At 70.6% G+C, this 21,188-nt stretch carries 22 protein-coding genes and 3 tRNA genes; 16 read left to right on the top strand and 9 right to left on the bottom strand.

Features of this window, described 5'->3' with window-relative positions; all coding sequences use genetic code 11:
* Positions 1-3: 3 nt before the first annotated feature.
* The 4 genes from lon to ACWEGE_RS03305 form a co-directional block, all read right to left on the bottom strand.
* On the bottom strand, positions 4-2,406 hold the full coding sequence (lon, locus tag ACWEGE_RS03320) for an endopeptidase La (protein WP_449658807.1): 2,403 nt from the start codon (positions 2,404-2,406) through the stop codon (positions 4-6).
* A gap of 100 nt (positions 2,407-2,506) precedes the next feature.
* Positions 2,507-3,352, bottom strand: a complete 846-nt coding sequence (locus ACWEGE_RS03315; RefSeq protein WP_449658806.1) for an SAM-dependent methyltransferase — start codon at positions 3,350-3,352, stop codon at positions 2,507-2,509.
* Positions 3,353-3,405: 53 nt separating this feature from the next.
* A complete protein-coding gene (locus ACWEGE_RS03310) occupies positions 3,406-4,260 on the bottom strand; it encodes an SAM-dependent methyltransferase (protein WP_449658805.1) in 855 nt (284 codons plus the stop codon).
* Between the two features lie 71 nt (positions 4,261-4,331).
* Complete coding sequence (locus ACWEGE_RS03305; RefSeq protein ID WP_449658804.1) at positions 4,332-5,270, bottom strand: GNAT family N-acetyltransferase; 939 nt, start codon at positions 5,268-5,270, stop codon at positions 4,332-4,334.
* Between the two features lie 236 nt (positions 5,271-5,506).
* Between ACWEGE_RS03305 and ACWEGE_RS03300 the strand changes: the two genes are divergently transcribed.
* The 6 genes from ACWEGE_RS03300 to ACWEGE_RS03275 all read left to right on the top strand — a co-directional run bounded on the left by ACWEGE_RS03300 (position 5,507) and on the right by ACWEGE_RS03275 (position 9,558).
* A complete protein-coding gene (locus ACWEGE_RS03300) occupies positions 5,507-8,146 on the top strand; it encodes a putative bifunctional diguanylate cyclase/phosphodiesterase (RefSeq protein ID WP_449658803.1) in 2,640 nt (879 codons plus the stop codon).
* 80 nt (positions 8,147-8,226) lie between these two features.
* Positions 8,227-8,299, top strand: a tRNA-Thr gene (locus tag ACWEGE_RS03295).
* 50 nt (positions 8,300-8,349) lie between these two features.
* Positions 8,350-8,422: transfer RNA gene (locus ACWEGE_RS03290), tRNA-Met, on the top strand.
* Positions 8,423-8,471: 49 nt separating this feature from the next.
* Positions 8,472-8,636 (top strand): 50S ribosomal protein L33, encoded by a 165-nt coding sequence (gene rpmG, locus ACWEGE_RS03285; protein WP_005152047.1) that lies wholly within the window; start codon positions 8,472-8,474, stop codon positions 8,634-8,636.
* 77 nt (positions 8,637-8,713) lie between these two features.
* Positions 8,714-9,163, top strand: a complete 450-nt coding sequence (locus ACWEGE_RS03280) for a MaoC family dehydratase N-terminal domain-containing protein (protein ID WP_449658802.1) — start codon at positions 8,714-8,716, stop codon at positions 9,161-9,163.
* Positions 9,160-9,558, top strand: a complete 399-nt coding sequence (locus ACWEGE_RS03275) for a MaoC family dehydratase (protein WP_449658801.1) — start codon at positions 9,160-9,162, stop codon at positions 9,556-9,558. Before ACWEGE_RS03280 ends, ACWEGE_RS03275 begins: the two co-directional genes overlap by 4 nt.
* 11 nt (positions 9,559-9,569) lie before the next feature.
* Here the strand turns inward: ACWEGE_RS03275 and ACWEGE_RS03270 are convergent, their stop codons facing one another.
* The 4 genes from ACWEGE_RS03270 to ACWEGE_RS03255 form a co-directional block, all read right to left on the bottom strand.
* Positions 9,570-10,442 (bottom strand): SGNH/GDSL hydrolase family protein, encoded by an 873-nt coding sequence (locus ACWEGE_RS03270; protein WP_449658800.1) that lies wholly within the window; start codon positions 10,440-10,442, stop codon positions 9,570-9,572.
* Between the two features lie 67 nt (positions 10,443-10,509).
* A complete protein-coding gene (locus ACWEGE_RS03265; protein WP_449658799.1) occupies positions 10,510-11,466 on the bottom strand; it encodes a hypothetical protein in 957 nt (318 codons plus the stop codon).
* Positions 11,463-11,813 (bottom strand): GntR family transcriptional regulator, encoded by a 351-nt coding sequence (locus ACWEGE_RS03260; protein WP_103342377.1) that lies wholly within the window; start codon positions 11,811-11,813, stop codon positions 11,463-11,465. The genes ACWEGE_RS03265 and ACWEGE_RS03260 overlap by 4 nt, the downstream gene beginning before the upstream one ends.
* Before the next feature lie 61 nt (positions 11,814-11,874).
* The gene (locus ACWEGE_RS03255; protein ID WP_449658798.1) at positions 11,875-12,795 is read right to left on the bottom strand and encodes a TIGR03619 family F420-dependent LLM class oxidoreductase; all 921 of its coding nucleotides are present in this window, start codon (positions 12,793-12,795) and stop codon (positions 11,875-11,877) included.
* 206 nt (positions 12,796-13,001) lie between these two features.
* Between ACWEGE_RS03255 and ACWEGE_RS03250 the strand changes: the two genes are divergently transcribed.
* From ACWEGE_RS03250 to ACWEGE_RS03225, 6 genes are all read left to right on the top strand, one after another.
* A tRNA-Trp gene (locus tag ACWEGE_RS03250) sits at positions 13,002-13,074 on the top strand.
* A gap of 26 nt (positions 13,075-13,100) precedes the next feature.
* Positions 13,101-13,541, top strand: coding sequence for a preprotein translocase subunit SecE (gene secE, locus ACWEGE_RS03245; protein ID WP_449658797.1), 441 nt, complete (start codon positions 13,101-13,103; stop codon positions 13,539-13,541).
* Between the two features lie 71 nt (positions 13,542-13,612).
* A complete protein-coding gene (nusG, locus tag ACWEGE_RS03240) occupies positions 13,613-14,440 on the top strand; it encodes a transcription termination/antitermination protein NusG (protein WP_449658796.1) in 828 nt (275 codons plus the stop codon).
* A gap of 74 nt (positions 14,441-14,514) precedes the next feature.
* Positions 14,515-14,952, top strand: coding sequence for a 50S ribosomal protein L11 (gene rplK, locus ACWEGE_RS03235; protein WP_043781763.1), 438 nt, complete (start codon positions 14,515-14,517; stop codon positions 14,950-14,952).
* 74 nt (positions 14,953-15,026) lie between these two features.
* Positions 15,027-15,746 (top strand): 50S ribosomal protein L1, encoded by a 720-nt coding sequence (gene rplA / locus ACWEGE_RS03230; protein WP_003079259.1) that lies wholly within the window; start codon positions 15,027-15,029, stop codon positions 15,744-15,746.
* Positions 15,747-15,816: 70 nt separating this feature from the next.
* The gene (locus ACWEGE_RS03225; protein WP_449658795.1) at positions 15,817-16,590 is read left to right on the top strand and encodes an alpha/beta fold hydrolase; all 774 of its coding nucleotides are present in this window, start codon (positions 15,817-15,819) and stop codon (positions 16,588-16,590) included.
* Here ACWEGE_RS03225 and ACWEGE_RS03220 read toward each other — a convergent pair.
* On the bottom strand, positions 16,587-17,519 hold the full coding sequence (locus tag ACWEGE_RS03220; protein WP_449658794.1) for a hypothetical protein: 933 nt from the start codon (positions 17,517-17,519) through the stop codon (positions 16,587-16,589). The genes ACWEGE_RS03225 and ACWEGE_RS03220 overlap by 4 nt on opposite strands.
* 303 nt (positions 17,520-17,822) lie before the next feature.
* On the opposite strand from ACWEGE_RS03220, the gene rplJ reads away from it, so the two are divergent.
* The 4 genes from rplJ (at position 17,823) to ACWEGE_RS03200 (ending at position 21,188) form a co-directional block, all read left to right on the top strand.
* Complete coding sequence (gene rplJ, locus ACWEGE_RS03215; protein ID WP_176173328.1) at positions 17,823-18,377, top strand: 50S ribosomal protein L10; 555 nt, start codon at positions 17,823-17,825, stop codon at positions 18,375-18,377.
* A gap of 49 nt (positions 18,378-18,426) precedes the next feature.
* Entirely contained in the window at positions 18,427-18,813 is a 387-nt protein-coding gene (gene rplL / locus ACWEGE_RS03210) for a 50S ribosomal protein L7/L12 (RefSeq protein ID WP_043781774.1), read from the top strand.
* Between the two features lie 405 nt (positions 18,814-19,218).
* Positions 19,219-20,397, top strand: a complete 1,179-nt coding sequence (locus tag ACWEGE_RS03205; RefSeq protein WP_449658793.1) for an ABC transporter ATP-binding protein — start codon at positions 19,219-19,221, stop codon at positions 20,395-20,397.
* 38 nt (positions 20,398-20,435) lie between these two features.
* The gene (locus ACWEGE_RS03200; protein ID WP_003060268.1) at positions 20,436-21,188 is read left to right on the top strand and encodes an MlaE family ABC transporter permease; all 753 of its coding nucleotides are present in this window, start codon (positions 20,436-20,438) and stop codon (positions 21,186-21,188) included.

Below are 21,188 nucleotides of genomic sequence, written 5' to 3'. Positions count from 1 at the left end.
GGGTTACGCCGCCTGGGAAACCGGCGTCGAGGCCGGGGTCAGGGCGAGGTCCAGGACCTCGCGGACGTTCGCCACCGCGTGGACGTCCAGCTGGCTCAGCACCTCGGCCGGGACGTCGTCCAGGTCCGGCTCGTTGCGCTGCGGGATGATCACCGTCTTCATCCCCGCCCGGTGGGCCGCCAGCAGCTTCTGCTTCACGCCGCCGATCGGGAGGACGCGTCCGGTCAAGGACACCTCGCCCGTCATCGCGACGTCCGCGCGGACCACGCGGCCGGAAAGCAGCGACGCCAGCGCCGTGGTCATCGTGACGCCCGCCGACGGCCCGTCCTTCGGGACCGCGCCGGCCGGCACGTGGACGTGGATGCCGCGCTTGCGCAGGTCACCGACCGGCAGCTCCAGCTCCGCGCCGTGCGAGCGGAGGTAGGACAGCGCGATCTGCACCGACTCCTTCATCACGTCGCCGAGCTGGCCGGTCAGCTGCAGCCCGGACGCGCCGGACTCCTCGTCGGCCAGCGACGCCTCGATGTACAGGACGTCACCGCCCGCGCCGGTCACCGCCAGGCCGGTCGCCACGCCCGGGGTCGCCGTGCGCTGCGTCGACGCCGGCAGCGACGACTCCGGGATGTGCCGCGGGCGCCCGAGGTAGGTCTCCAGGTCGGAGGCGTCGATCGAAAGCGGCAGCGAGACCTCGTCCAGCGCCACCTTGGTCGCGACCTTGCGCAGCACCTTGGCGATCGTCCGGTTCGCGTCGCGCACGCCCGCCTCGCGGGTGTACTCGGCGGCGATCCGGCTGAACGCCGCGTCCGTCAGCGTGACGTCCGCGGTGCCCAGGCCGGCGCGCTCCAGCTCGCGGGGGAGCAGGTGGTCGCGGGCGATGGTGACCTTCTCGTGCTCGGTGTAGCCGTCCAGCGTGACGAGCTCCATGCGGTCCAGCAGCGGGCCGGGGATGGTCTCCAGCGCGTTGGCCGTGGCCAGGAACACGACGTCGGACAGGTCCAGCTCGACCTCGAGGTAGTGGTCGCGGAACGTGTGGTTCTGCTCCGGGTCCAGCACTTCGAGCAGCGCCGCCGTCGGGTCGCCGCGGTAGTCGGCGCCGACCTTGTCGATCTCGTCGAGCAGCACGACCGGGTTCATCGAGCCGGCTTCCTTGATGGCGCGAACGATCCGGCCCGGCAGCGCGCCGACGTAGGTGCGGCGGTGACCGCGGATCTCCGCCTCGTCGCGGATGCCGCCCAGCGCCACCCGGACGAACTTGCGGCCCATGGCCTTCGCGACGGACTCACCCAGCGACGTCTTGCCGACCCCGGGAGGACCCGCGAGGGCGAGCACCGCGCCGGAACGACGGCCGCCGACCGGGCCGAGACCCGATTCCGCGCGGCGCTTGCGCACGGCCAAGTACTCGATGATGCGTTCCTTGACGTCGTCCAGACCCGCGTGGTCGGCGTCCAAAACGGCCCGCGCGGCCGCGATGTCGTAGACGTCCTCGGTGCGCTCGTTCCAGGGCAGCTCCAGGACGGTGTCCAGCCAGGTGCGGATCCAGCCGCCTTCGGGGGACTGCTCGGAAGTGCGGTCCAGCTTGTCCACTTCGGCCAGTGCGGCCTTCTTGACGGCGTCGGGCAGCTCGGCACCCTCGACGCGGGCGCGGTAGTCCGTCTCGTCGGTGGTGCCGTCGAGCTCGCCGAGCTCCTTGCGGATCGCTTCGAGCTGGCGGCGCAGCAGGAACTCCTTCTGCTGCTTCTCCATGCCCTCGGCGACGTCCTTGCGGATCGTGTCGGTCACCTCGAGCTCGGCCAGGTGCTCCTTGCTCCACTCGAGGGCCTTCTCCAGGCGCGCGCTGACGTCCAAGGCGGACAGCAGCTCGAGCTTCTGCTCGGTGGACAGGTACGGCGCGTTGCCGGACAGGTCGGCGACCGCGGAGGCGTCCTCGACCTGCTGGACGGCGTCGATCAGCTGCCAGCCGCCGCGCTGCTGGAGGATCGAAATGACGACGGCCTTGTACTCGGCCGCGAGCTTCGCGGTCTGGTCGTCCGTGGTCTCGGGGGCGTCCTCGGCGTGCACCCAGCGGGCGGCGCCGGGACCGTCGGCGATCCGGCCGACGCCCGCGCGGGCGGTGCCGCGCAGCAGGACGGCGGCCTTGCCGCCCGGCACGCGGCCGATGCGCTCGACCGTGGCGACGGTGCCGAACTCGGCGTACTCGCCGTGGACGCGCGGGACGATGAGGACCTCGGCCTTGGTCGAGCCGGTCGACCGGATGCCGGGGAAGGACGCCTGGCTCGGCGTCTTGGCCTGGGCGGACTCCACCGCGGCCCGCGTCTCGGTGTCGGTCAGGTCGAGCGGGACGACCATGCCCGGCAGCACGACGTCGTCATCGAGCGGGAGCACGGGCAGGAGGCGGGTGTCGGACATGTGCACTCCTCGGTTAGTTGAGTCTGCCTAGCTCAACTCTCCGATGGGTGTGTTTGTTTCCGATGGTGCGTTCGCCCACAGCGATCGGGGAAAGCGCAGGTCAGCGCGCCGGCCGACGGGCGACGGCGCACCAGGCGAAGGGGCGCGTCTCGGTGTCGATGGCGTTCGGCGGGGCCTCCGGGCGCCAATCCGGCAACGATGTCATCCCCGGCGGGAGCAGCGGCCAGCCGCCGAACCAGGGCAGCAGCTCCTCCGCCGAACGCAGCCACGCGGGGTTCGACGTCGCCTGGTAGGCCTCGATGAACCGGCGCACTTCGGCGGCGCGGTCCGGCGGGGCGTCGTCGCGGCACGTGCCGTGTGTCAGGGCCAGCCAGCTCCCGGGCGCGAGCTTCGCCCGGTACGCCGCCATCAGCCCCTCCGGGTCGTCCGTGGGGCCGATGAAGTGCATCACGGTGATCATCAGCAGGCAGACCGGCCGCGACCAGTCGATCAGCTCCCGGGTCACCGGATGGCCGAAGACGTCTTCCGGACGGCGGATGTCCCGCTCGACGAGCCCGGCCCAGCCGGACGCGCCTTCGCGCTCGAGGATCAGCCGCGAATGCGCCGCCGCCACCGGCTCGTAGTCGACGTAGACCACGGAAGCGCTTTCTCCGGCGGGCAGCCGGTCGCGGACGATCTCGTGCACGTTGCCCGCCGTCGGCACACCGGAGCCGAGGTCGACGAACTGGCGGATGCCGGCGTCGACCGCGGCGGAGACGACCCGGTTCATGAACGCCCGGTTCTGCCGCGAGATCGGCCGGATCAGCGGCCACACCTTCTCGACGCGCTTGCCGAACTCGCGGTCGACCGCCCAGTGGTGCGTGCCGCCGAGGTACCAGTCGTAGACGCGGGCCGCGGACGGCTTTTCGATGTCCACCCCGGCCGGCGCGATCGGCGCTCCATCCATGCCCCCGCCGCCGCCCTCAACGGAGGCACTTCGCGCCGCTGTGTTCCTCGGGCTCATCGGCCGGGCTTCTCCGCGACGGCGCACCAGGCGAACGGCCTTGCCTCCGCCTCCAGCGCGTTGATCTTCCGGTCCGGTCGCCAGTCCGGCAGGTGCACGATGCCCGGCTCGAGGATCGGCCAGTCGCCGAACAGCGGCTCGATCTCCTCCCGGTTGCGCAGCCACACCGGGTTGCTCGTCTTCCGGTACTGCTCGACGAACCACCGCAGCCCGTCCAGGTGCGGGCCGGAACCGTCGCCTTCGCTCATCTGCGAGATCGCCAGCCAGCTGCCCGGCGCCAGTGCGTCGCGGTAGGTCGCGAGCAGGCCGTCCGGGTCGTCGTCGGGGCCGACGAAGTGCAGCACCGCCGCCATGATCAGGCAGACCGGCTGCGAGAAGTCGATCAGCCGGCGCGTCTCTTCCGAGCGCAGCACGGACTTCGCGTTCCGCATGTCGGCCTGGACGATGCCGGCCCAGTCGGTCGCCATGCCCTCTTCGAGGATCAGCGTCGCGTGGGCGACGGCGACCGGCTCGTAGTCGACGTACACGACCTTCGCGTCGTGCTCCTCCGGCAGCTCCGCCTCGACGACCTCGTGGACGTTGCCCGCCGTCGGCACGCCCGAGCCGAGGTCGATGAACTGGCGGATCCCGGCCCGCAGCGCCGCCCGGACCACGCGGTTCATGAACTCGCGGTTCTGCTTGGACCCCGGGCGCACCAGCGGCCACTGCTGCTCCATGCGCCTGCCGAACTCGCGGTCCACGGCCCAGTTCTGGGTACCGCCCAGGTACCAGTCGTAGATCCGGGCCGCGGACGGCTTCTCGGTGTCGACTCCTTCGGGCGCTCTCGGCGCGGAATCCCGCTGGTCGGTCACTTCAGGCTCCCCTCGCTGGCGGCGAGGACAAGCCTATAAGCCCCGGGGAACCCGGGTAATCCTCCAGTAGTTCACCGAACAGCCGGTCGACGCTGCCAGTACGTCCACAGCGGCCGGTAGCCCTGCGCGTACCAGAACGGCGTCGACAGCGGGTTCGCCGCCGCGTGGTGCAGCAGCACGACGTCGGCGCCTTCCTCGTCGAGGACGTGGTGGGCGTGCGTCGCCAGCGCGGTGCCGACGCCGGAGGACCGCGCCGCCTCCGCCACGGCCAGTGACGACAGGTAACCCACGCGGGAAGCGGCGACGCGGCCGCTGATCCAGCCCGTCTCGCCGGGGTGCTGGACGCTCACCATGCCGAGCGGACGGCCGTACAGCTCGGCGATCCACAACGGCGGCTCCGGCCGCTTCAGCTGCTCGGCGAGGTCCTTGGCCAGGATCTCCTCGACGCCGGTGCGCCAGTTCACCGTGCCGTACTGGGCGTCGTAGGAGTGCAGCTCCATGCCGAGCGCCACCGCGGTTTCGAGGTCGCCGGGCTCGGCGCGGCGGATCTTGACGCCGGGTGTCCCGAGCGGGGTGGCCGGCACCAGCCGCTGCGCGGGCCGGACCGCGATCACCCGCAGCGGGGCGAAGCCGTGGTGCAGCATTTCCCGCGCGCCGGCGGCGTCGCGGCTCGCGCGCGGGACGATCGCCGCCGTCTCCGTGTCGCCACGCTCGGCGACCGCGCGCAGATGTTCATCCCATCGGGTGAGGAGGGCGTCGAGGACGGCCGCCGGCTGCGGGCCGGCCAGCTGGAGGTCGAGGCGGTGCTCGGTGAGCGCGCGCCACGGGGCGTTCGGGGCGTCGCGGTCGACCTGGACGCGGGAGGCCAGCCCGGACGCGGCGGAGTCGCCCGTCGCCACTTCCAGCACCACCGCGTTTTCCGCCGCTTCGAAGGGAGTCGAGCCGGGGAGGAGGGGATCCACCGCCGCGAGCCGCGTCGCGTGCTCGGTGGCAATCACATCGCTGTGCATGCAGCCATTGAAGCGCTACGCGGCTGCGGATGCGCGAAGAACTGCCCCGATTACGACACCTGCCCTTTCACCCCTTGGTCCACGCAGGTCAGCGCGTTCGAGGCATTGTTAACCCTGGGGTGATCTCTTACTGTCTCGAAAGGGACACGGGTACGCCCTACGGGGTACGGTATGGCCCTTGTCCACACCCGAAGTCACGGATCAGCACCGGTGGACAAGCCGGGAGGGAAGGTCGGATGCCGGACACCAACGCCCACGGCGACGCCGTCGCGCAGGCGCAGCCCGGGCCGGGAGCCGCTTCCGGGACACCGCCCGTCTCCGCCGAAGCCCGCACCGACGAACGCCGCTTCCGCGTCTACACCTTCGCCGTGCTGAGCCTCGGGCTCGTCGCCGCGTTCGCGGTCGGCTCGTGGCTGCCGTTCGAGTGGAACGACCGGCTGCTGTGGATCGGGCCGGTGCTCGCGATCGCCTTCCTGCTCGCCGAGCAGCTCGGCATCAACGTCGACGTCCGCAGCGGCATCTCCTGGACCATCTCGTTCACCGAGATCCCGCTCGTCATCGGGTTCTTCATCGCGCCGTTCGAGGTCGTGCTGGCCGCGCACCTGGTCGCCGGCATCGGCACGCTGCTCGCGCGCAAGGTCGCCGGCCGCGTGCTCTACAACGCCGGCGCGTTCCTGCTCGAGATCACCGGCGCCTTCGCGGTCGCCGGGCTGGTCAAGCACCTGGCCGGGACCGGCGACAAGATCCCGTGGGTCGCGGCGCTGGCCGGCACCCTGACCGCGCCGCTCGTGAGCACCCTGCTCGCGCTGGCCGCGGTCCGCGTGCTGCGCCGCCGGATGCGGGTCAGCACCGCCGTCCGGCTCACCGGCCGGATCCTGGTCGTCGGCTTCGTCAACGCCTCGGTCGGCCTCTCCGGCTACCTCGTCATTTCCAGCACGCCGCAGGCGTGGCCGCTGGTGCTCGCCGTCTTCCTCGGCCTCACCGCGCTCTACTGGGCGTACTCCGACCTGCTGCGCGAGCAACGGGACATGGAGGCGCTCTCCGACGTCAGCCTGATGGTGGCCCGCTCGGGCCAGCAGGCCGCGGCCCGCCCGGCCAGCCGCGCCGACGAGCTCGTCGGCGGCGTCGACGTCCGCGAATGGGCGACGATCGCCGAGCGCATCAAGGACCAGCTCGCCGCCGGCCGCGTCGTGCTGCGGCTCCGGCTGGAACCGAAGGACACCATGCGGGTCGTGGTCGCGGGCGACGACCTGCCGGTCGCCGACCCCGCCGTCGACGATCCGCTGCTGCGGCTGCCCGGCGCGCACGTCCGGCACTTCCGGATCACCGAGGCCAACCCCGACGTCCGCGCGGCGCTGCTCGACCGCGGCGCGCAGGAGGCGCTGGTCGTGCCGCTGCGCAGCGCGAACCGGCTGCTCGGCGTGGTCGAGGCGCACGACCGGCTGTCCCGCTGGCGCGGCTTCGGCAAGTACGACGTCCAGCTGCTCGGCACGATGGCCAGCCACCTCGCGACGTCGCTGGACAACCGGCGCCTGCTGGCGACGCTGCGCCACGACGCCTACCACGACCCGCTGACCGGGCACCTCAACCGGCCGGGCTTCCGGCAGGTGGCCAAGGAACCGCTGCGGGACTTCGCCAACGCCGTGGTGCTGCGGATCGACCTCGACGTCTTCTCCACGGTCAGCGACGCGCTCGGCTACGCCTGGGCCGACCGGATGGTCGTCGCGGCCGGCCGCCGCATCCGCGACGCGCTGGGCCCCGACGTCCCGCTCGCCCGGCTCGAAGGCGCGTCCTTCGCGGCGCTGCTCGTCGGGTGCCCGCCGGAGGACGCCCACCAGGCGGCGGAGCGGCTCCGCCAAGAGCTGTCGGCGCCGTACCCGGTCGACCGGCTGTCGGTCGAGGCCAACGCGATGATCGGGTACGCGACGACGTCCGCGGAGGAACCCGGCGACGTCGTCGACATCGAAGGCCTGCTGCAGCGCGCGGACGTCGCGGTGCGGGCCACGAAGGGCGGCGAAGAGGTCCGCGGCTACGTGCCGAGCATGGGCCAGATCTTCCTGCGCCGCTTCCAGATGGTCACCCAGTTCCGGCAGTCCCTCGAGGACGGCCAGGTCAGCGTCCACTACCAGCCGAAGATCACCCTGCCGAACCGGCAGGTGCAGGGCGTCGAGGCGCTGGTCCGCTGGGTGCACCCGGAGTTCGGCAGGCTCGGCCCGGACGAGTTCGTCCCGGCGATCGAGGCGGCCGGCCTGATCGGCGTCCTGACGGGGTTCGTGCTCGGCGAGGCGCTCAAGCGCTGCCGCAAGTGGCTCGACGAGGGCCTGCGGATCTCGGTCGCGGTCAACCTGTCGGTGCGGAACCTGGCCGACGAGGACTTCCCGAACAAGGTGGCCCGCGAGCTGGAGCACTACGGCATCCCGCCGGAGCTGCTGACGTTCGAGCTGACCGAGTCCGGCGTGATGTCCGACCCGCAGAAGGCGCTGCCGATCCTGCGCGAGCTGCACTCGCTGGGCATCACCCTCGCCGTGGACGACTTCGGGACGGGCTACTCGTCGCTGGCCTACCTGCGGCAGCTGCCGGTCGACCAGGTGAAGATCGACAAGAGCTTCGTCCTCGGCATGGGGACCGACCTCGGCGACCTCGCGGTGGTGCGGTCGATCGTCGAGCTGGGGCACTCCCTCGGGCTGACGGTGGTGGCCGAGGGCGTCGAGGAGGACGTGGCGCGCGACCAGCTCGAGGCGATGGGCTGTGACGTCGCCCAGGGCTACCTGATCTCGCGGCCGCTGCCGGAGGACCGGCTGGAGGCGTGGCTGCAGGCCCGGACCGCGCGCTCGCCGGGGCGGCACTCGGAGACCGTGCTGACCCTCCTGACCTGAGGTTTTGGGGTAAACCGACCCCGGTTGCACGGCCGGGTGAAGCCCCTTGCTAATCTTTCCAAGTCCTCGCGAGAGGCCAGGCCCCTTTAGCTCAGTCGGCAGAGCGTCTCCATGGTAAGGAGAAGGTCTACGGTTCGATTCCGTAAAGGGGCTCTCGACCTCAGCCGCGTCACGCCTGCGTGTCGCGGCTTGGGTCATGTAAGGGCGGTGTAGCTCAGTTGGCAGAGCAAGCGGCTCATAATCGCTGTGTCGCCGGTTCAAGTCCGGCCACCGCTACGCGGTAACGACGGGGCTGGCCCCCGGACCTGAGAGAGAAGGAAACGCTGTGGCTGCCACCGACGTGCGACCCAAGATCACGCTGGCGTGCGAAGAGTGCAAGCACCGCAACTACATCACCAAGAAGAACCGGCGCAACAACCCGGATCGCCTGGAGATGAAGAAGTTCTGCCCGAACTGCGGTACGCACCGGACTCACAAAGAGACCCGCTGAGTAGCGCGTTCTCACCAGCTTCGAAGGGCCGCCCCGGAATCACCGGGGCGGCCCTTCGCTGTTGGTAGCCTCTCCGGGTGCCCTTGGACCAGTCGTTCACCGGGCGGAGCTATCCGCCGCAGACCAGCTACGAAGTGAGCCGGGAGAAGATCCGGGAGTTCGCCGACGCGATCGGCGACGCGAACCCGGTCTACCGCGACCCGGAGGCGGCCCGCGAGGCCGGCCACCCGGACGTGATCGCCCCGCCGACCTTCCTCACGATCATCAACCTCGCCTCGATCAACGCGATCGTCACCGACCCCGAACTGGGGCTCGACTACGCGCGGATGGTGCACGGCGACCAGGGCTTCACCTACACGCGCCCGGTGTTCGCCGGTGACGTGCTCGAGGTGACCACCCACATCGACGCCATCATGGCCCGCGCCGGCAACGACTTCATCAACCTGCGTGCCGAGATCCACGATGCCGCCGGTCAGAAGGTCTGCACCACGCGCGCGCAGCTCGTGGTCCGAGGGGGGAACGCGTGAACACCGGCGACGAGCTGCCTGCCCTCGAAGTGCGGATCACCCGCGAGCAGCTGGTCCGGTACGCCGGGGCGGCGCTGGACTTCAACCCGATCCACTGGAACGAGGCGTTCGCGAAGGACGTCGGCCTGCCGGACGTGATCGCGCACGGGATGCTGACCATGGCGGTCGCGGGCCGGGTGGTCACGGACTGGCTCGGCGACCCGGCCCGGCTGGTCGACTTCAGCGCCCGGTTCACCCGGCCGGTCGTGGTGCCGAACACGCCCGAGGGCGCGCTGGTGGAGATCACCGGGAAGGTCGCGGACGTCAAGGAAGACGGCATCGCGCGGATCGACCTCGTGGTGAAGTTCGACGGGAAGACCGTGCTCGGGAAGCCGCAGGCCCTGGTCCGCACCTGAGCGGGCCGCCGCTACGGCAGCTTCAGGATCCCCAGCACCGCGTCGGCCATGCCCTGCTCACCCCGCGCATTGGGGTGCAGCGGCATGGCCGGCGAGGCGGGCAGCAGGCCTTCCACCCAGCGCGTGTCCGACGCCGAACACACGTCGTGGCCCTTGCCGGGCGTCGCCGTGTCGGCGTAGCCCGCCCGGTGGGCGTCCGCCTGGTCCTCCAACATCTTGTTCAGCTTGCCCAGCGCGCCGCGGAAGTAGTCGATGTCGCCGGCGCCGAACGGCAGCACCGGCCAGCACCCGGCGCCGTCGGGGAGCACCGTCGGGTAGCCGACCACCACCACCTTGGCCTTCGGGGCTCGCTCGTGGATCCGGTCGAGCAGCGCGCCGACCTCGGGGGCCGTGGCGTCGATGCGCTCGGCCAGCTGGTCGTGGCCGCCCGCGGTGAGGCGGTCCCGGCACGGTGAGCCGTTCTGGTGTGTCGTCGCGCAGCTCGAGGCGTACCCGATCAGGCCGACGTCGTTGCCGCCGATGCCGAGCGTCACCAGCGTCGTTTCCGCTGTCACCGCGTCCAGCTGCGGTGGGTTCGTGCCGTTGCCCGTCTTCTGCGCCTGGCTCAGGTGCGCCGTCGTCGCGCCGCTGCAGCTGACGTCGGCGAACTGGGCCGGCTTCAGCTTCGCCGAGACGAGGTGCGGGTAGTTGTCGTCCGACCGTTCGCAGCCGGCCGGGGTGCCCGCCTGGCGCCCGGTGCGCGGCGAGGACGTGTACGAATCCCCGAGTGCGACGTAGCGGCCGGAGCCGCCGCCGGTGTCCACGCCCTCGGGGGGCGCCGACGACGAGCCGTGCTGCCACTTGTAGTACCCGAAGGCCAGCAGCCCGACCACGAGCACGACCACCAGGCAGCCCCGCCACCGCTTTTTTTCGCCACTTCTTCGGTTTTACCGAACCCGCCGCGCCGCCGACCTAGTCAATCCGGGTGATCCGCTGCGCGAGCAGGTCGTTGACCAGCCCGGCGCCGGTCTCCGGGTCGTCCACGCTCACCAGCACGGTCCGGCCGGTCGCCAGCTCGAGCACCAGCGCCGGGCCGCCGCGCACCTTGTACGCCGTCGTGCCGGTGACCGGGTTGAAGCGGAGGCCGAGGCCGCCGTCGCCGAACGTCGTCAGCTCGCGCGTGGTCGCTTCGCGGATGTCCGCGAGCGCCAGGTGCCGCCAGGGGACGCCGAGGAGGCCGAAGCGGATCGTCACACCCCTGGCGTCCACGGACGCCGACAGCCGGTAGGTCAACGCGGTCACCGAGAAGCCGACGAAGGCGATCCAGACGGCCACCTGCCAGGACAGCCCGGCGGGCAGGAGGGCGATCGCCAGCGGGATCAGCGCCAGCGCCCAGAGCATCGCCGGGTTGACCGCCCGGCCCGACCAGAACGCGCGCTCCCCGGGCCGGAGCCCGACGCTCGGGCGGTCCGCGGTCTCCGGGGCCGGCGGCGACGGCAGCCCGCCCACCCACGCCGCGATGATGCCGAGGATCGCCGTACCCAGCAGGAAGGGCACGACCACGAGGCCGCTGCGCGCCGCCTGCCAGTCCGGGACGTCGAGGTTCGCCACGAGCACCGAGAGCAGGACGGCGGCCGGCAGCGCGGCGAAGCCGGCGCCGACCCCGACGGTCGGGCGGGGCAGCGGCCGCCCGCGGCGCAGCGCGGTGACCGCCGAAGTGGCCAGGATCAGCGCGGTGACGGCGCCGAGCCCCAGGGTCACCGCGGTGAACGCCCCGAGTTCGTTGTGGCCGTTCGGCGTGCTGCTCCAATGCGTGGCGACGGGGTCGGGCAGCCGGTCCGCCCACGCGTTCTCGAGCGCACCCGCGACGGCGAGCGCGGCGCCCGGCAGCACGGCCGTGGCGATCAGGATCCGGATCAGCTTGGTCATGAGTACTTCTCCTTCAGCACCCCGGTGAGCTCGTCGAGGCCGACGCCCGCGCGCTTCGCCTCGCGGACCAGGTCCTCGGCCAGTTCGGCCAGCCGCGCCCGGGAGGACGCGCCGCCGATGACCACGGCGCCCCGGCGTCGTCGCAGGTCGATGAGGCCTTCGTCGCGAAGCAGCGCGTACGCCCGCAGCACGGTGTGGACGTTGATCTCCAGCGCCGCGGCCAGTTCCCGGGCCGGTGGCAGCTGCTGCCCGGGAGCCGGGCGACCGTCGGCCAGTGACCGGCGGAGCGACGCCGCCACCTGCTCGAAGAGCGGGACGGTGGAGCTCGGATCGATTTGAACGAGCATAGTTCTAACTATAATAGAACAATGAGCCGCTGCGTGAGACCTGTGTCACATCGAGGGTGGCTCAGTTCGCGATCAGGTCGGCGGCCAGGTCCAGGGCGTGGTCGACGTCCTTGGCGACGTAGTGCAGGTCGACGAGCACCTCGGTGATGCCCAGCTCGCGGGCCACGTCGAGGCAGGGGAGGACGTCGGCGGCCGTCTCGACGGCGGTGCCCGGCCGCGGGTTGATCCGCAGCACGCGGCGCAGGGCGTCCGGGTCGCGCCCGGCGTTCGCCGCCGCTTCGCGCGCCACCGACCAGAGCCCGGTCAGGTACTGCTCCGGCATCCAGCCGGCGAGCCAGCCGTCCGCGCGGCGTCCCACCCGGGCCAGCGCGGGCGGCGAGAAGCCGCCGAGCAGCACCGGCGGACGCGGGGTCTGCGCCGGGCGCAGACCGACCGTCGAGGGCGCGATCCGCCAGTGCGGGCCCTCGTGCGCCACCGGGTCGGCGGTCCACAACGCGTCGAGCGCGTCGAGCAGTTCTTCGAGCCGCTCGCCCCGGCCCGCCCACGGCACCCCGGTGGCGAAGTACTCCTCGCGCAGCCAGCCGAGCCCGAATCCGACGTCGAGACGTCCCGCGCTGGCCAGGTCGAGCGAGGTCAGCGCCCTGGCGAGCAGCACCGGGGAATAGACCGGGCCGGTCAGCGCGCTCATCCCCAAGCGGGCCGTGCGGGTCACCGCCGCCGCGGCCGCCAGCGTGGTGAACGGGTCGGCGAAGGTCTCGAACTCCTTCGGGTACGGGTGCTCCGGCGTCCCGCCGCCCGGGTAGAGGTCCGAGGGCGCCAGCGGCGTCAGGATCCGGTCGCCCACCCAGAGCGAGGCGAAGCCGAGGTCCTCCGCGGCGGTCGCGAAGCGCGTCACGGCCGCGGGGTCGGCGAGGGCGCCGTACTGGGGGAGCGCGAGGCCGAGCCGCGTCGGGTCCCCCGCCGGACGGGGGGTGGTCGTCATGGCGGACATCCTGGCATGATCAGGAGGTCGGCGGGGAGTTTTCCGCAGGCCGGCCGGGGTGCGGCGGTCGATCGGGGGGCGCGGTTGCGGGCTCCCGCGAGGCTTGCCGTAGACTTCGGGACTTGGAACGCACTACGGTCATCCCCGCCTGGATGGTGGGGACGATGGAATGCGTCCACCGGGGCTCCGAGCGATCGGGGCTCCACAGGGGTGTAGCTCAATTGGCAGAGCAGCGGTCTCCAAAACCGCAGGTTGCAGGTTCAAGTCCTGTCACCCCTGCGTAACGGAACTGGTGGAGCGGAGGAGTGGTCGTGAGCGACAGCGACGCCAGCGGCGGCGAGCAGGAGCAGGACGGCACCGGGCGGAAGCCCGAGAGCCCGTCCCGTCCCGTCACAGCCGCTGCCCGGCGTGAGCGCCGTGCGACCGCTCGTCCGGCCGGGAAGTCCGCGGCACGTGCGGACGACAAGACCCGCCCGGCCGGGAAGTCGGGGGAGAAGACCGCCCCCGACGCGAAGGGCGCTCCGACTCCGAAGCGGGACCAGAAGCCGAAGAAGGCCTCCGTGTTCGCGCGGCTGGTGCGCTTCATCCGCGAGGTCTGGGCGGAGCTGCGCAAGGTCATCTGGCCCAACCGCAAGCAGATGGTCACCTACACCGTGGTCGTGCTGGCCTTCGTGGTGTTCATGGTGGGCCTGGTGAGCGTGCTCGACCTGGCATTCAAGTGGGGCATCGGCAAGATCTTCGGCTGACGCGCTCCGGTGCGCGCCGATGGGGCCCAGGTCCCGGCCTGGCCCGCAATGATCAACTGAGAGGACGGAACGTGACCTCCGACAACGGCACAGCAGCCGGTCACGACCTGACCGAGCTTTCCGACGAGCAGGTGCACGCGGCACTCGGTGACGAGGAGTCCGCGCACCTCGAGCCCGTCGACGTGTCGGACTCCGAGGTCGACGACGACGCTTCCGCCGAGGACGCTGACGAAGCCTCCGTCGACATCGACGAGACCGAGGCCGAGCCGGCCGCGGACGACGAGGACCCGGTCGCCAAGCTGCGTTCCGAGCTCCTCGCCGCGCCCGGCGAGTGGTACGTCGTGCACTCCTACGCCGGGTACGAGAACAAGGTGAAGACCAACCTCGAGACCCGGACCCAGACCCTGGACGTCGAGGACTACATCTTCCAGATCGAGGTCCCGACCGAAGAGGTCACCGAGATCAAGAACGGCCAGCGCAAGCAGGTGCAGCGCAAGGTGCTGCCCGGCTACATCCTGGTCCGGATGGACCTGAACGACGCCTCGTGGAGCGCGGTGCGCAACACGCCGGGCGTCACCGGGTTCGTCGGCGCCACCTCGCGGCCGTCGCCGCTGACCGTGGACGAGGTGCTCAAGTTCCTCGCGCCGCAGGTCGAGAAGGAAGCCCCGGCCAAGGCCAGCAAGGGCGAGGCCGCCGCGACCGCGCCGCTCGGCGGCCCGGCCGTCGAGGTCGACTTCGAGGTCGGCGAGTCGGTCACGGTCATGGACGGCCCGTTCGCGACCCTGCCGGCGACGATCTCCGAGGTCAACGTCGACGGGCAGAAGCTGAAGGTCCTGGTGTCGATCTTCGGCCGGGAGACCCCGGTCGAGCTGTCGTTCAACCAGGTCTCCAAGATCTGAGGCCGGCCTTTCCGGCCGCAGTCCCCGCGTCCACGGCAGGTACGCGGGGAACGTAGTACAGGACAGGAAAAGAAATGCCACCCAAGAAGAAGAAGCTTGCGGCGATCATCAAGCTGCAGATCAAGGCGGGTGCGGCCAACCCCGCGCCGCCGGTCGGCCCCGCGCTGGGTCAGCACGGCGTCAACATCATGGAGTTCTGCAAGGCCTACAACGCCGCGACCGAGTCGCAGCGCGGGGACGTCGTCCCGGTCGAGATCTCCGTGTACGAGGACCGGTCGTTCGACTTCAAGCTGAAGACGCCGCCGGCCGCGAAGCTGCTGCTGAAGGCCGCGGGCGTGGAGAAGGGCTCCGGCGAGCCGCACAAGACCAAGGTCGCCAAGGTCACCTGGGACCAGGTCCGCGAGATCGCCAAGACCAAGGAGACCGACCTCAACGCGCACGACATCGACCAGGCCGCGAAGATCATCGCCGGCACTGCTCGGTCGATGGGCATCACGGTCGTCGACGCCTGATTTTCTGAAGTACCCGTGGGAGAGCCAGGGCTGGCTCGCACCACACTGATCCGTTGAATTGAGGAACAGCAGACATGCCCAAGCACAGCAAGGCTTACCGCCAGGCTGCGGAGCAGATCGACAAGACGCGTCTGTACGCGCCGCTCGAGGCCGCGAAGCTGGCGAAGGAGACCTCCAAGACCAAGATGGACGCGACCGTCGAGGTCGCGATGCGTCTCGGTGTGGACCCCCGCAAGGCCGACCAGATGGTCCGCGGCACCGTGAACCTGCCGCACGGCACCGGTAAGACCGCCCGCGTCATCGTCTTCGCCGTCGGCGACAAGGCCGCCGAGGCCGAAGCCGCCGGCGCGGACGCGGTCGGCACCGACGAACTGATCGAGCGCATCCAGGGTGGCTGGCTCGACTTCGACGCCGCGATCGCGACGCCGGACCAGATGGCCAAGGTGGGCCGCATCGCCCGCATCCTCGGCCCGCGCGGCCTGATGCCGAACCCGAAGACCGGCACGGTGACCCCCGCGGTCGCGAAGGCCGTGCAGGACATCAAGGGCGGCAAGATCAACTTCCGCGTCGACAAGCAGGCCAACCTGCACCTGGTGATCGGCAAGGCTTCCTTCGACACGGAGAAGCTGGTCGAGAACTACGCGGCCGCGCTGGACGAGATCCTCCGCGCCAAGCCGTCGTCGGCGAAGGGCCGCTACCTGAAGAAGGTCACCTTCACCACCACGATGGGCCCGGGCATCCCGGTCGACCCGCTGCGGACCCGCAATCTCCTCTCGGAGGAAGCTGCGGTCTGAGGCTGAGATCACGAAGAAGGGCGTCCCCGCTTGCTGCGGGGGCGCCCTTTCTTCGTGTCTCATTGATGGCATGCCGACTTTCGCGTCGTTCGACGGGCTCCGGTTGAACTACACGGTGTGGGAGGGCGACGACGCCCACCGCCCGGTGCTGCTGCAGCACGGTTTCGCCGCGGACACGAACGCGAACTGGCTCTCCACGGGTGTCGTCGCGGCGCTGCGGTCGGCGGGTTTCACGGTGATCTCCCTGGACGCGCGAGGCCACGGCCGGTCCGAGAAGCCACACGACGAGTCCCGCTACGCCGACGACGCGATGGCCCGGGACGTCTCGGCGTTGCTGGACGAGCTGGGCCTCGACGAGGTCTCGATGGTGGGCTACTCGATGGGCGCGATCATCGCCCTGACGGCGACGGCGGCGGACAAGCGCATCCGCTGCCTGGCCACGGGCGGCGTGGGCTCGGGCATCGTCGACTTCGGTGGCGTGGACCTGCGCGTGGTGAAGCCGGCGGACATCGCTTCGGCGTTGCTGGCCGAGGACCCTGCCACGGTGCCGCCGTCCGGAGTTCCGTTCCGGTTGCTGGCCGACGCGGTGGGCGGGGACCGCCGGGCGCTGGCGGCGGTGGCGCTGGCTTCGCGGGAGGGGCACCTGGAGCTGTCGTCGATCGGGGTGCCGACGCTGGTGCTGGCGGGCGAGCAGGACCAGCTGGCGGCAGAGCCAGAGCGACTCGCGGCGGCGATCGCAGGGGCGCGGCTGGTGCGCATCCCGGGCGACCACATGACGGCGGTGATGTCACCGGCGTTCGCGGAGGCTCTCGTTTCGTTCTTGTCTGCGCCGCACCCGCGTTAGCGGCTGGTCGGTGTCGGTGCCGGGCAGGGCGTGGGCTCGTTGGTGTGCTCGACGATCAGCCACTGGCCCTTCGGCACCTTCGCCACGGTGAACGCGCCGAGCGCCGGGCCGCCTTCGATGCCGAACTGGCACGAGCTGATCGTGAACCGGTCGCCCGGGATCGGCTCCGAGACGTACGACGGCATCGATTCGGCGTACTTGTTCTTGTTGGTGACCTTGCGGTTCAGCTCGTGCACCGCGACCTGGCAGTCCGCGTAGCCCAGGTCCTGGGCGAACTTCTGCTGGATCGGCTCGTCCATCCGTCCGCACGCCTGCGGGACGAGGTTCTGCGCGATGGCGTCGTAGACCTCTCGGACGGCTTCGTACGGGCTGGTGGAGAGGATGTGGTTCGTCTGGTACTTCCCGCCGCCCTCCTGGGCGAGCTGGGCGGAGGTCTTGCCCGAGTCGTTCGGGAAGAAGTGGTTGTACAGCCACGTGCCCGCGACCACGAGGAGGATCAAGGCCAGCACCCAGGCGATGACCTTCTTGCCGAGCCACGTCACCCACTTCGGCGCGCGACGCCGCTCGACCGGGACGAGCTGGTAGCCATCCGGGATCATCGGTGGCTGAGCGCCCTGCTGCGGTACCGGCTGGGACGGCGGCGCCTGGACCAGGCCGGCGTCGGGTGCCGGGGCCGGCTCGTTGCCCTGCTGGGCCTGGGTGAAGCGCAGGTAGTCCTGGAACTGCTGGAACTGGCGGAACTGCTCCAGCTCCGCGGGGTCCACCGGAGGCCGGCCGGACGGTTGCGGGAGCGCCGGAGCGCCCTGCGCCGGGACAGGGGCGTTGCTCGGTGGGGGAAGCGCCGGGGCACCGTTCCCGGCCGCGGGCGTGCTCGGGCCCGCCGGTTCGATCTCCGCGCCCGGCTTTCCGTCATCGCGCTGCTCCGCCACGTCACCATGATGCCCTCCGTGGCCGTCCGGGGAACCCCCAGGCGCCCTAAGCAGGGCCACCGGTACATCCCGGTGTACCGGTGGCGTACACTTGACGACGGTTCTACCGAAGACCGCTGGTTTTCCCCGCCCAAACGGGGAACGAAGGTCCCGCAGCACGCCGGGCGGCCCGCGCAGGAGGAACGAGGCCGGGCACTCCGTGTGCCCTACAACGCCCCGCGCCTGCTTGCGCGAGGGCGTTTTGTCGTTCAGTGGGGCTCCTCGCACAGCCAGTGGAAACACTAGCCAAGAGAGGAGGCGACCATGGCGAAGCCCGACAAGGTGGCGGCCGTCGCCGAGATCGCGGAGAGCTTCCGCACCAGCTCGGCCACCGTCGTTACCCAGTACACCGGCCTCTCCGTGTCACAGCTGTCCCAGCTGCGCCGCGCTCTCGGCACCAGTGCCAAGTACCGGGTCGCGAAGAACACCCTGGTCAAGCGGGCGGCCGAGGACGCCGGCATCCAGGGTCTCGAGGACCTGTTCGTCGGCGCGACCGCCATCGCCTTCGTCGAGGGTGAAGCTGTCGACGCCGCCAAGGCGCTTCGCGACTTCGCGAAGGACAACAACGCGCTTGTGATCAAGGGCGGCTACATGGACGGCAAAGCGCTGTCCGTGGACGAGATCAACCGGATCGCCGATCTCGACAGCCGTGAGGTCCTGCTCGCCAAGGCGGCGGGCGCGTTCAAGGCGAAGCTGTCCCAGGCCGCCGCGCTGTTCCAGGCGCCGGCGTCCCAGGTCGCCCGCCTGGCTGCGGCGCTGGAGGAAAAGCAGCGCGAAGCCGCCGGTACCGAAGCAGCCGAAGCACCCGCCGAGAGCTGAACCACCCCCACCCCGAACGTCTAGTTCGTTTTTCTGAGAGGAAGCCATCATGGCGAAGCTGAGCACCGCCGAGCTGATCGACGCCTTCAAGGAGCTGACCCTCCTCGAGCTGTCCGAGTTCGTCAAGGAGTTCGAAGAGGTCTTCGACGTGACCGCCGCCGCGCCGGTCGCCGTCGCCGCTGCCGCCCCGGGTGCCGCCCCGGCCGCCGCCGCCGAGGAGCAGGACGAGTTCGACGTCGTCCTCGAGGGCGCCGGCGACAAGAAGATCCAGGTCATCAAGGTCGTCCGCGAGGTCGTCTCGGGCCTGGGCCTGAAGGAGGCCAAGGAGCTGGTCGAGGCCGCTCCCAAGGCCCTCCTGGAGAAGGTCGACAAGGAGGCCGCCGAGGCCGCCAAGGAGAAGCTCGAGGCCGCGGGCGCCAAGATCACCATCAAGTGATCCCGGGCGCGCCAGCGCCTGAAGCACCACCTCGAAAAGGGGCGGGCATCCACTTCGGATGCCCGCCCCTTTTTTCGCGGCTACGACTTCCTGAGCTGCGGAACCTCCGAACCCCTAGGAGCGATGTCCGATTGCCCCCGCACCCCCGAATCGTGGGTTCGGGGGCCTGATGAACTGCGTAGTTGGCCCGAATGGGCTACCGTCCTGCGCGTTGGCGATCACGGCGGGGTGACGATGAGCCCGGAGCTGGCCAGAAAAGAAAACTGGTGAGTAACCTGTTCGCACTCAGCTCGTTGCACCTGGTTGACGCGGGTTCGTGGGCGCCACCGGCCCACATCCGCCGCCGGCGTGGGTGGCAGGGTGTGGCAGCGGGCGCAATGACGCGGAACAGCTCCTGGAGGTGCGATGGGTGCCGAGGTGGTCATCGAAGGTCTGACGAAGTCCTTCGGTAAGCAGACCATCTGGCGGGACGTCACGTTGACGCTCCCCCCGGGCGAAGTGTCGGCGATGCTCGGCCCGTCAGGGACCGGCAAGTCGGTCTTCCTCAAGTCGATGATCGGGCTGCTGAAGCCCGACCGCGGCCGCTGCGTGATCAACGGTGTCGACATCGTCACCTGCTCCGAGCACAAGCTCTACGAGATCCGGAAGCTCTTCGGCGTCCTCTTCCAGGACGGCGCCCTGTTCGGCTCGATGAACCTCTACGACAACGTCGCCTTCCCGCTGCGCGAGCACACGAAGAAGTCCGAGACGGAGATCCGCCGGATCGTGCTCGAGAAGCTCGACATGACCGGTCTGAACGGCGCCGACAAGAAGCTGCCGGGCGAGATCTCCGGCGGGATGCGCAAGCGCGCCGGCCTGGCCCGCGCGCTCGTGCTGGACCCCGAGATCATCCTGGTCGACGAGCCGGACTCCGGCCTCGACCCGGTCCGCACCACCTACATCTCGCAGCTGTTCCTCGACGTCAACGCGCAGATCGACGCGACGTTCCTGATCGTCACCCACAACATCAACCTGGCCCGCACGGTGCCGGACAACCTGGGCATGCTCTTCCGCAAGGAACTGGTCATGTTCGGCCCGCGCGAGGTGCTGCTGACCAGCGAAGAGCCGGTCGTCAAGCAGTTCCTCAACGGCAAGATGCAGGGCCCGATCGGCATGTCCGAGGAGAAGGACTCCGCCCAGATGGCCGCCGAGCAGGCGATGTTCGACGCCGGCCACCACGCGGGCGGGGTCGAGGACATCAGCGGGGTGCCGCCGCAGATGCAGACGACGCCGGGTGTGGCCACCCGGATGGGTGCCGTCCGCCGCAAGGACCGGGTCATGGAGATCATGCACCGGCTGCCGCCGGCCGCGCAGGAAAGCATCATCGAGTCGCTGAGCCCCGAGGAGCAGCGCCACTACGGCGTGCGGCCGCACCGCGGCCAGCCGCAGCAGGTCGGGGCGCGCCCGCAGGGTGACGGCGTCCCGAACCAGCACCACGGGCAGCTGCCCGCCGACCAGGTGGCCCGGATCCCGGGCGGCGGCCAGCCGCCGAGACCCAGCACGCACCGGATGCCACCACGCGACAACGGGCCAGGTGGCAGGTGAGCTCTCCCGCAACACAGGCGAAGATCCCCGGGATCGGCATGCTCCGCGAGACCGGGAACCTGTTCGCTCTCGGCCTGGACATCGTCCGCGGCCTGTTCCAGAGGCCCTTCCAGCTGCGGGAGTTCATCCAGCAGTCCTGGTTCATCGCGAGCGTGACCATCCTGCCGACGGCCCTGGTGGCCATCCCCTTCGGCGCGGTCATCTCGCTGCAGTTCGGTTCGCTCGCCCGCCAGCTGGGCGCGCAGTCCTACACCGGCGCGGGCTCCGTGCTCGCCACCGTGCAGCAGGCCAGCCCGCTGGTCACCGCGCTGCTGGTGGCGGGCGCGGGCGGAAGCGCCGTCTGCGCCGACATCGGCGCCCGGACCATCCGCGAAGAGATCGCCGCGATGGAGGTGCTCGGCGTCTCCGCGGTCCAGCGGCTGATCGTCCCGCGCACCCTGGCGATGATGCTGGTCGCGCTGCTGCTCAACGGCATGGTCAGCGTGATCGGCGTGCTCGGCGGCTACTTCTTCAACGTCGTTCTCCAGGGCGGGACGCCGGGGGCGTACCTGGCCAGCTTCTCCGCCCTCGCGCAGCTTCCCGACCTGTGGGTCGGCGAGATCAAGGCGCTGATCTTCGGGTTCATCGCCGCCGTCGTCGCGTCCTACCGGGGCCTGAACCCCTCCGGCGGCCCGAAGGGCGTCGGGGACGCGGTGAACCAGTCGGTGGTCATCACGTTCCTGCTGCTGTTCGTCGTGAACTTCGTGATCACCCTGATCTACCTGCAGATCGTGCCCGGAAAGCTGGACTAG

It is taken from the genome of Amycolatopsis sp. NPDC004747 (assembly GCF_053601335.1).
The sequence above is the reverse complement of the archived record's forward strand: the minus strand, read 5'-3'. Positions and strand labels throughout refer to the sequence as shown.

Coding starts and splice junctions, on each gene's coding strand:
- lon (WP_449658807.1), bottom strand. CDS start 2,406: ATGTCCGACACCCGCCTCCTGCCCGTGCTCCCGCTCGATGACGACGTC.
- ACWEGE_RS03260 (WP_103342377.1), bottom strand. CDS start 11,813: ATGCTCGTTCAAATCGATCCGAGCTCCACCGTCCCGCTCTTCGAGCAG.
- rplJ (WP_176173328.1), top strand. CDS start 17,823: ATGGCGAAGCCCGACAAGGTGGCGGCCGTCGCCGAGATCGCGGAGAGC.
- ACWEGE_RS03305 (WP_449658804.1), bottom strand. CDS start 5,270: ATGCACAGCGATGTGATTGCCACCGAGCACGCGACGCGGCTCGCGGCG.
- ACWEGE_RS03225 (WP_449658795.1), top strand. CDS start 15,817: ATGCCGACTTTCGCGTCGTTCGACGGGCTCCGGTTGAACTACACGGTG.
- ACWEGE_RS03255 (WP_449658798.1), bottom strand. CDS start 12,795: ATGACGACCACCCCCCGTCCGGCGGGGGACCCGACGCGGCTCGGCCTC.
- ACWEGE_RS03205 (WP_449658793.1), top strand. CDS start 19,219: ATGGGTGCCGAGGTGGTCATCGAAGGTCTGACGAAGTCCTTCGGTAAG.
- rplL (WP_043781774.1), top strand. CDS start 18,427: ATGGCGAAGCTGAGCACCGCCGAGCTGATCGACGCCTTCAAGGAGCTG.
- rplK (WP_043781763.1), top strand. CDS start 14,515: ATGCCACCCAAGAAGAAGAAGCTTGCGGCGATCATCAAGCTGCAGATC.
- ACWEGE_RS03315 (WP_449658806.1), bottom strand. CDS start 3,352: ATGGATGGAGCGCCGATCGCGCCGGCCGGGGTGGACATCGAAAAGCCG.
- ACWEGE_RS03265 (WP_449658799.1), bottom strand. CDS start 11,466: ATGACCAAGCTGATCCGGATCCTGATCGCCACGGCCGTGCTGCCGGGC.
- ACWEGE_RS03200 (WP_003060268.1), top strand. CDS start 20,436: ATGCTCCGCGAGACCGGGAACCTGTTCGCTCTCGGCCTGGACATCGTC.
- ACWEGE_RS03300 (WP_449658803.1), top strand. CDS start 5,507: ATGCCGGACACCAACGCCCACGGCGACGCCGTCGCGCAGGCGCAGCCC.
- rplA (WP_003079259.1), top strand. CDS start 15,027: ATGCCCAAGCACAGCAAGGCTTACCGCCAGGCTGCGGAGCAGATCGAC.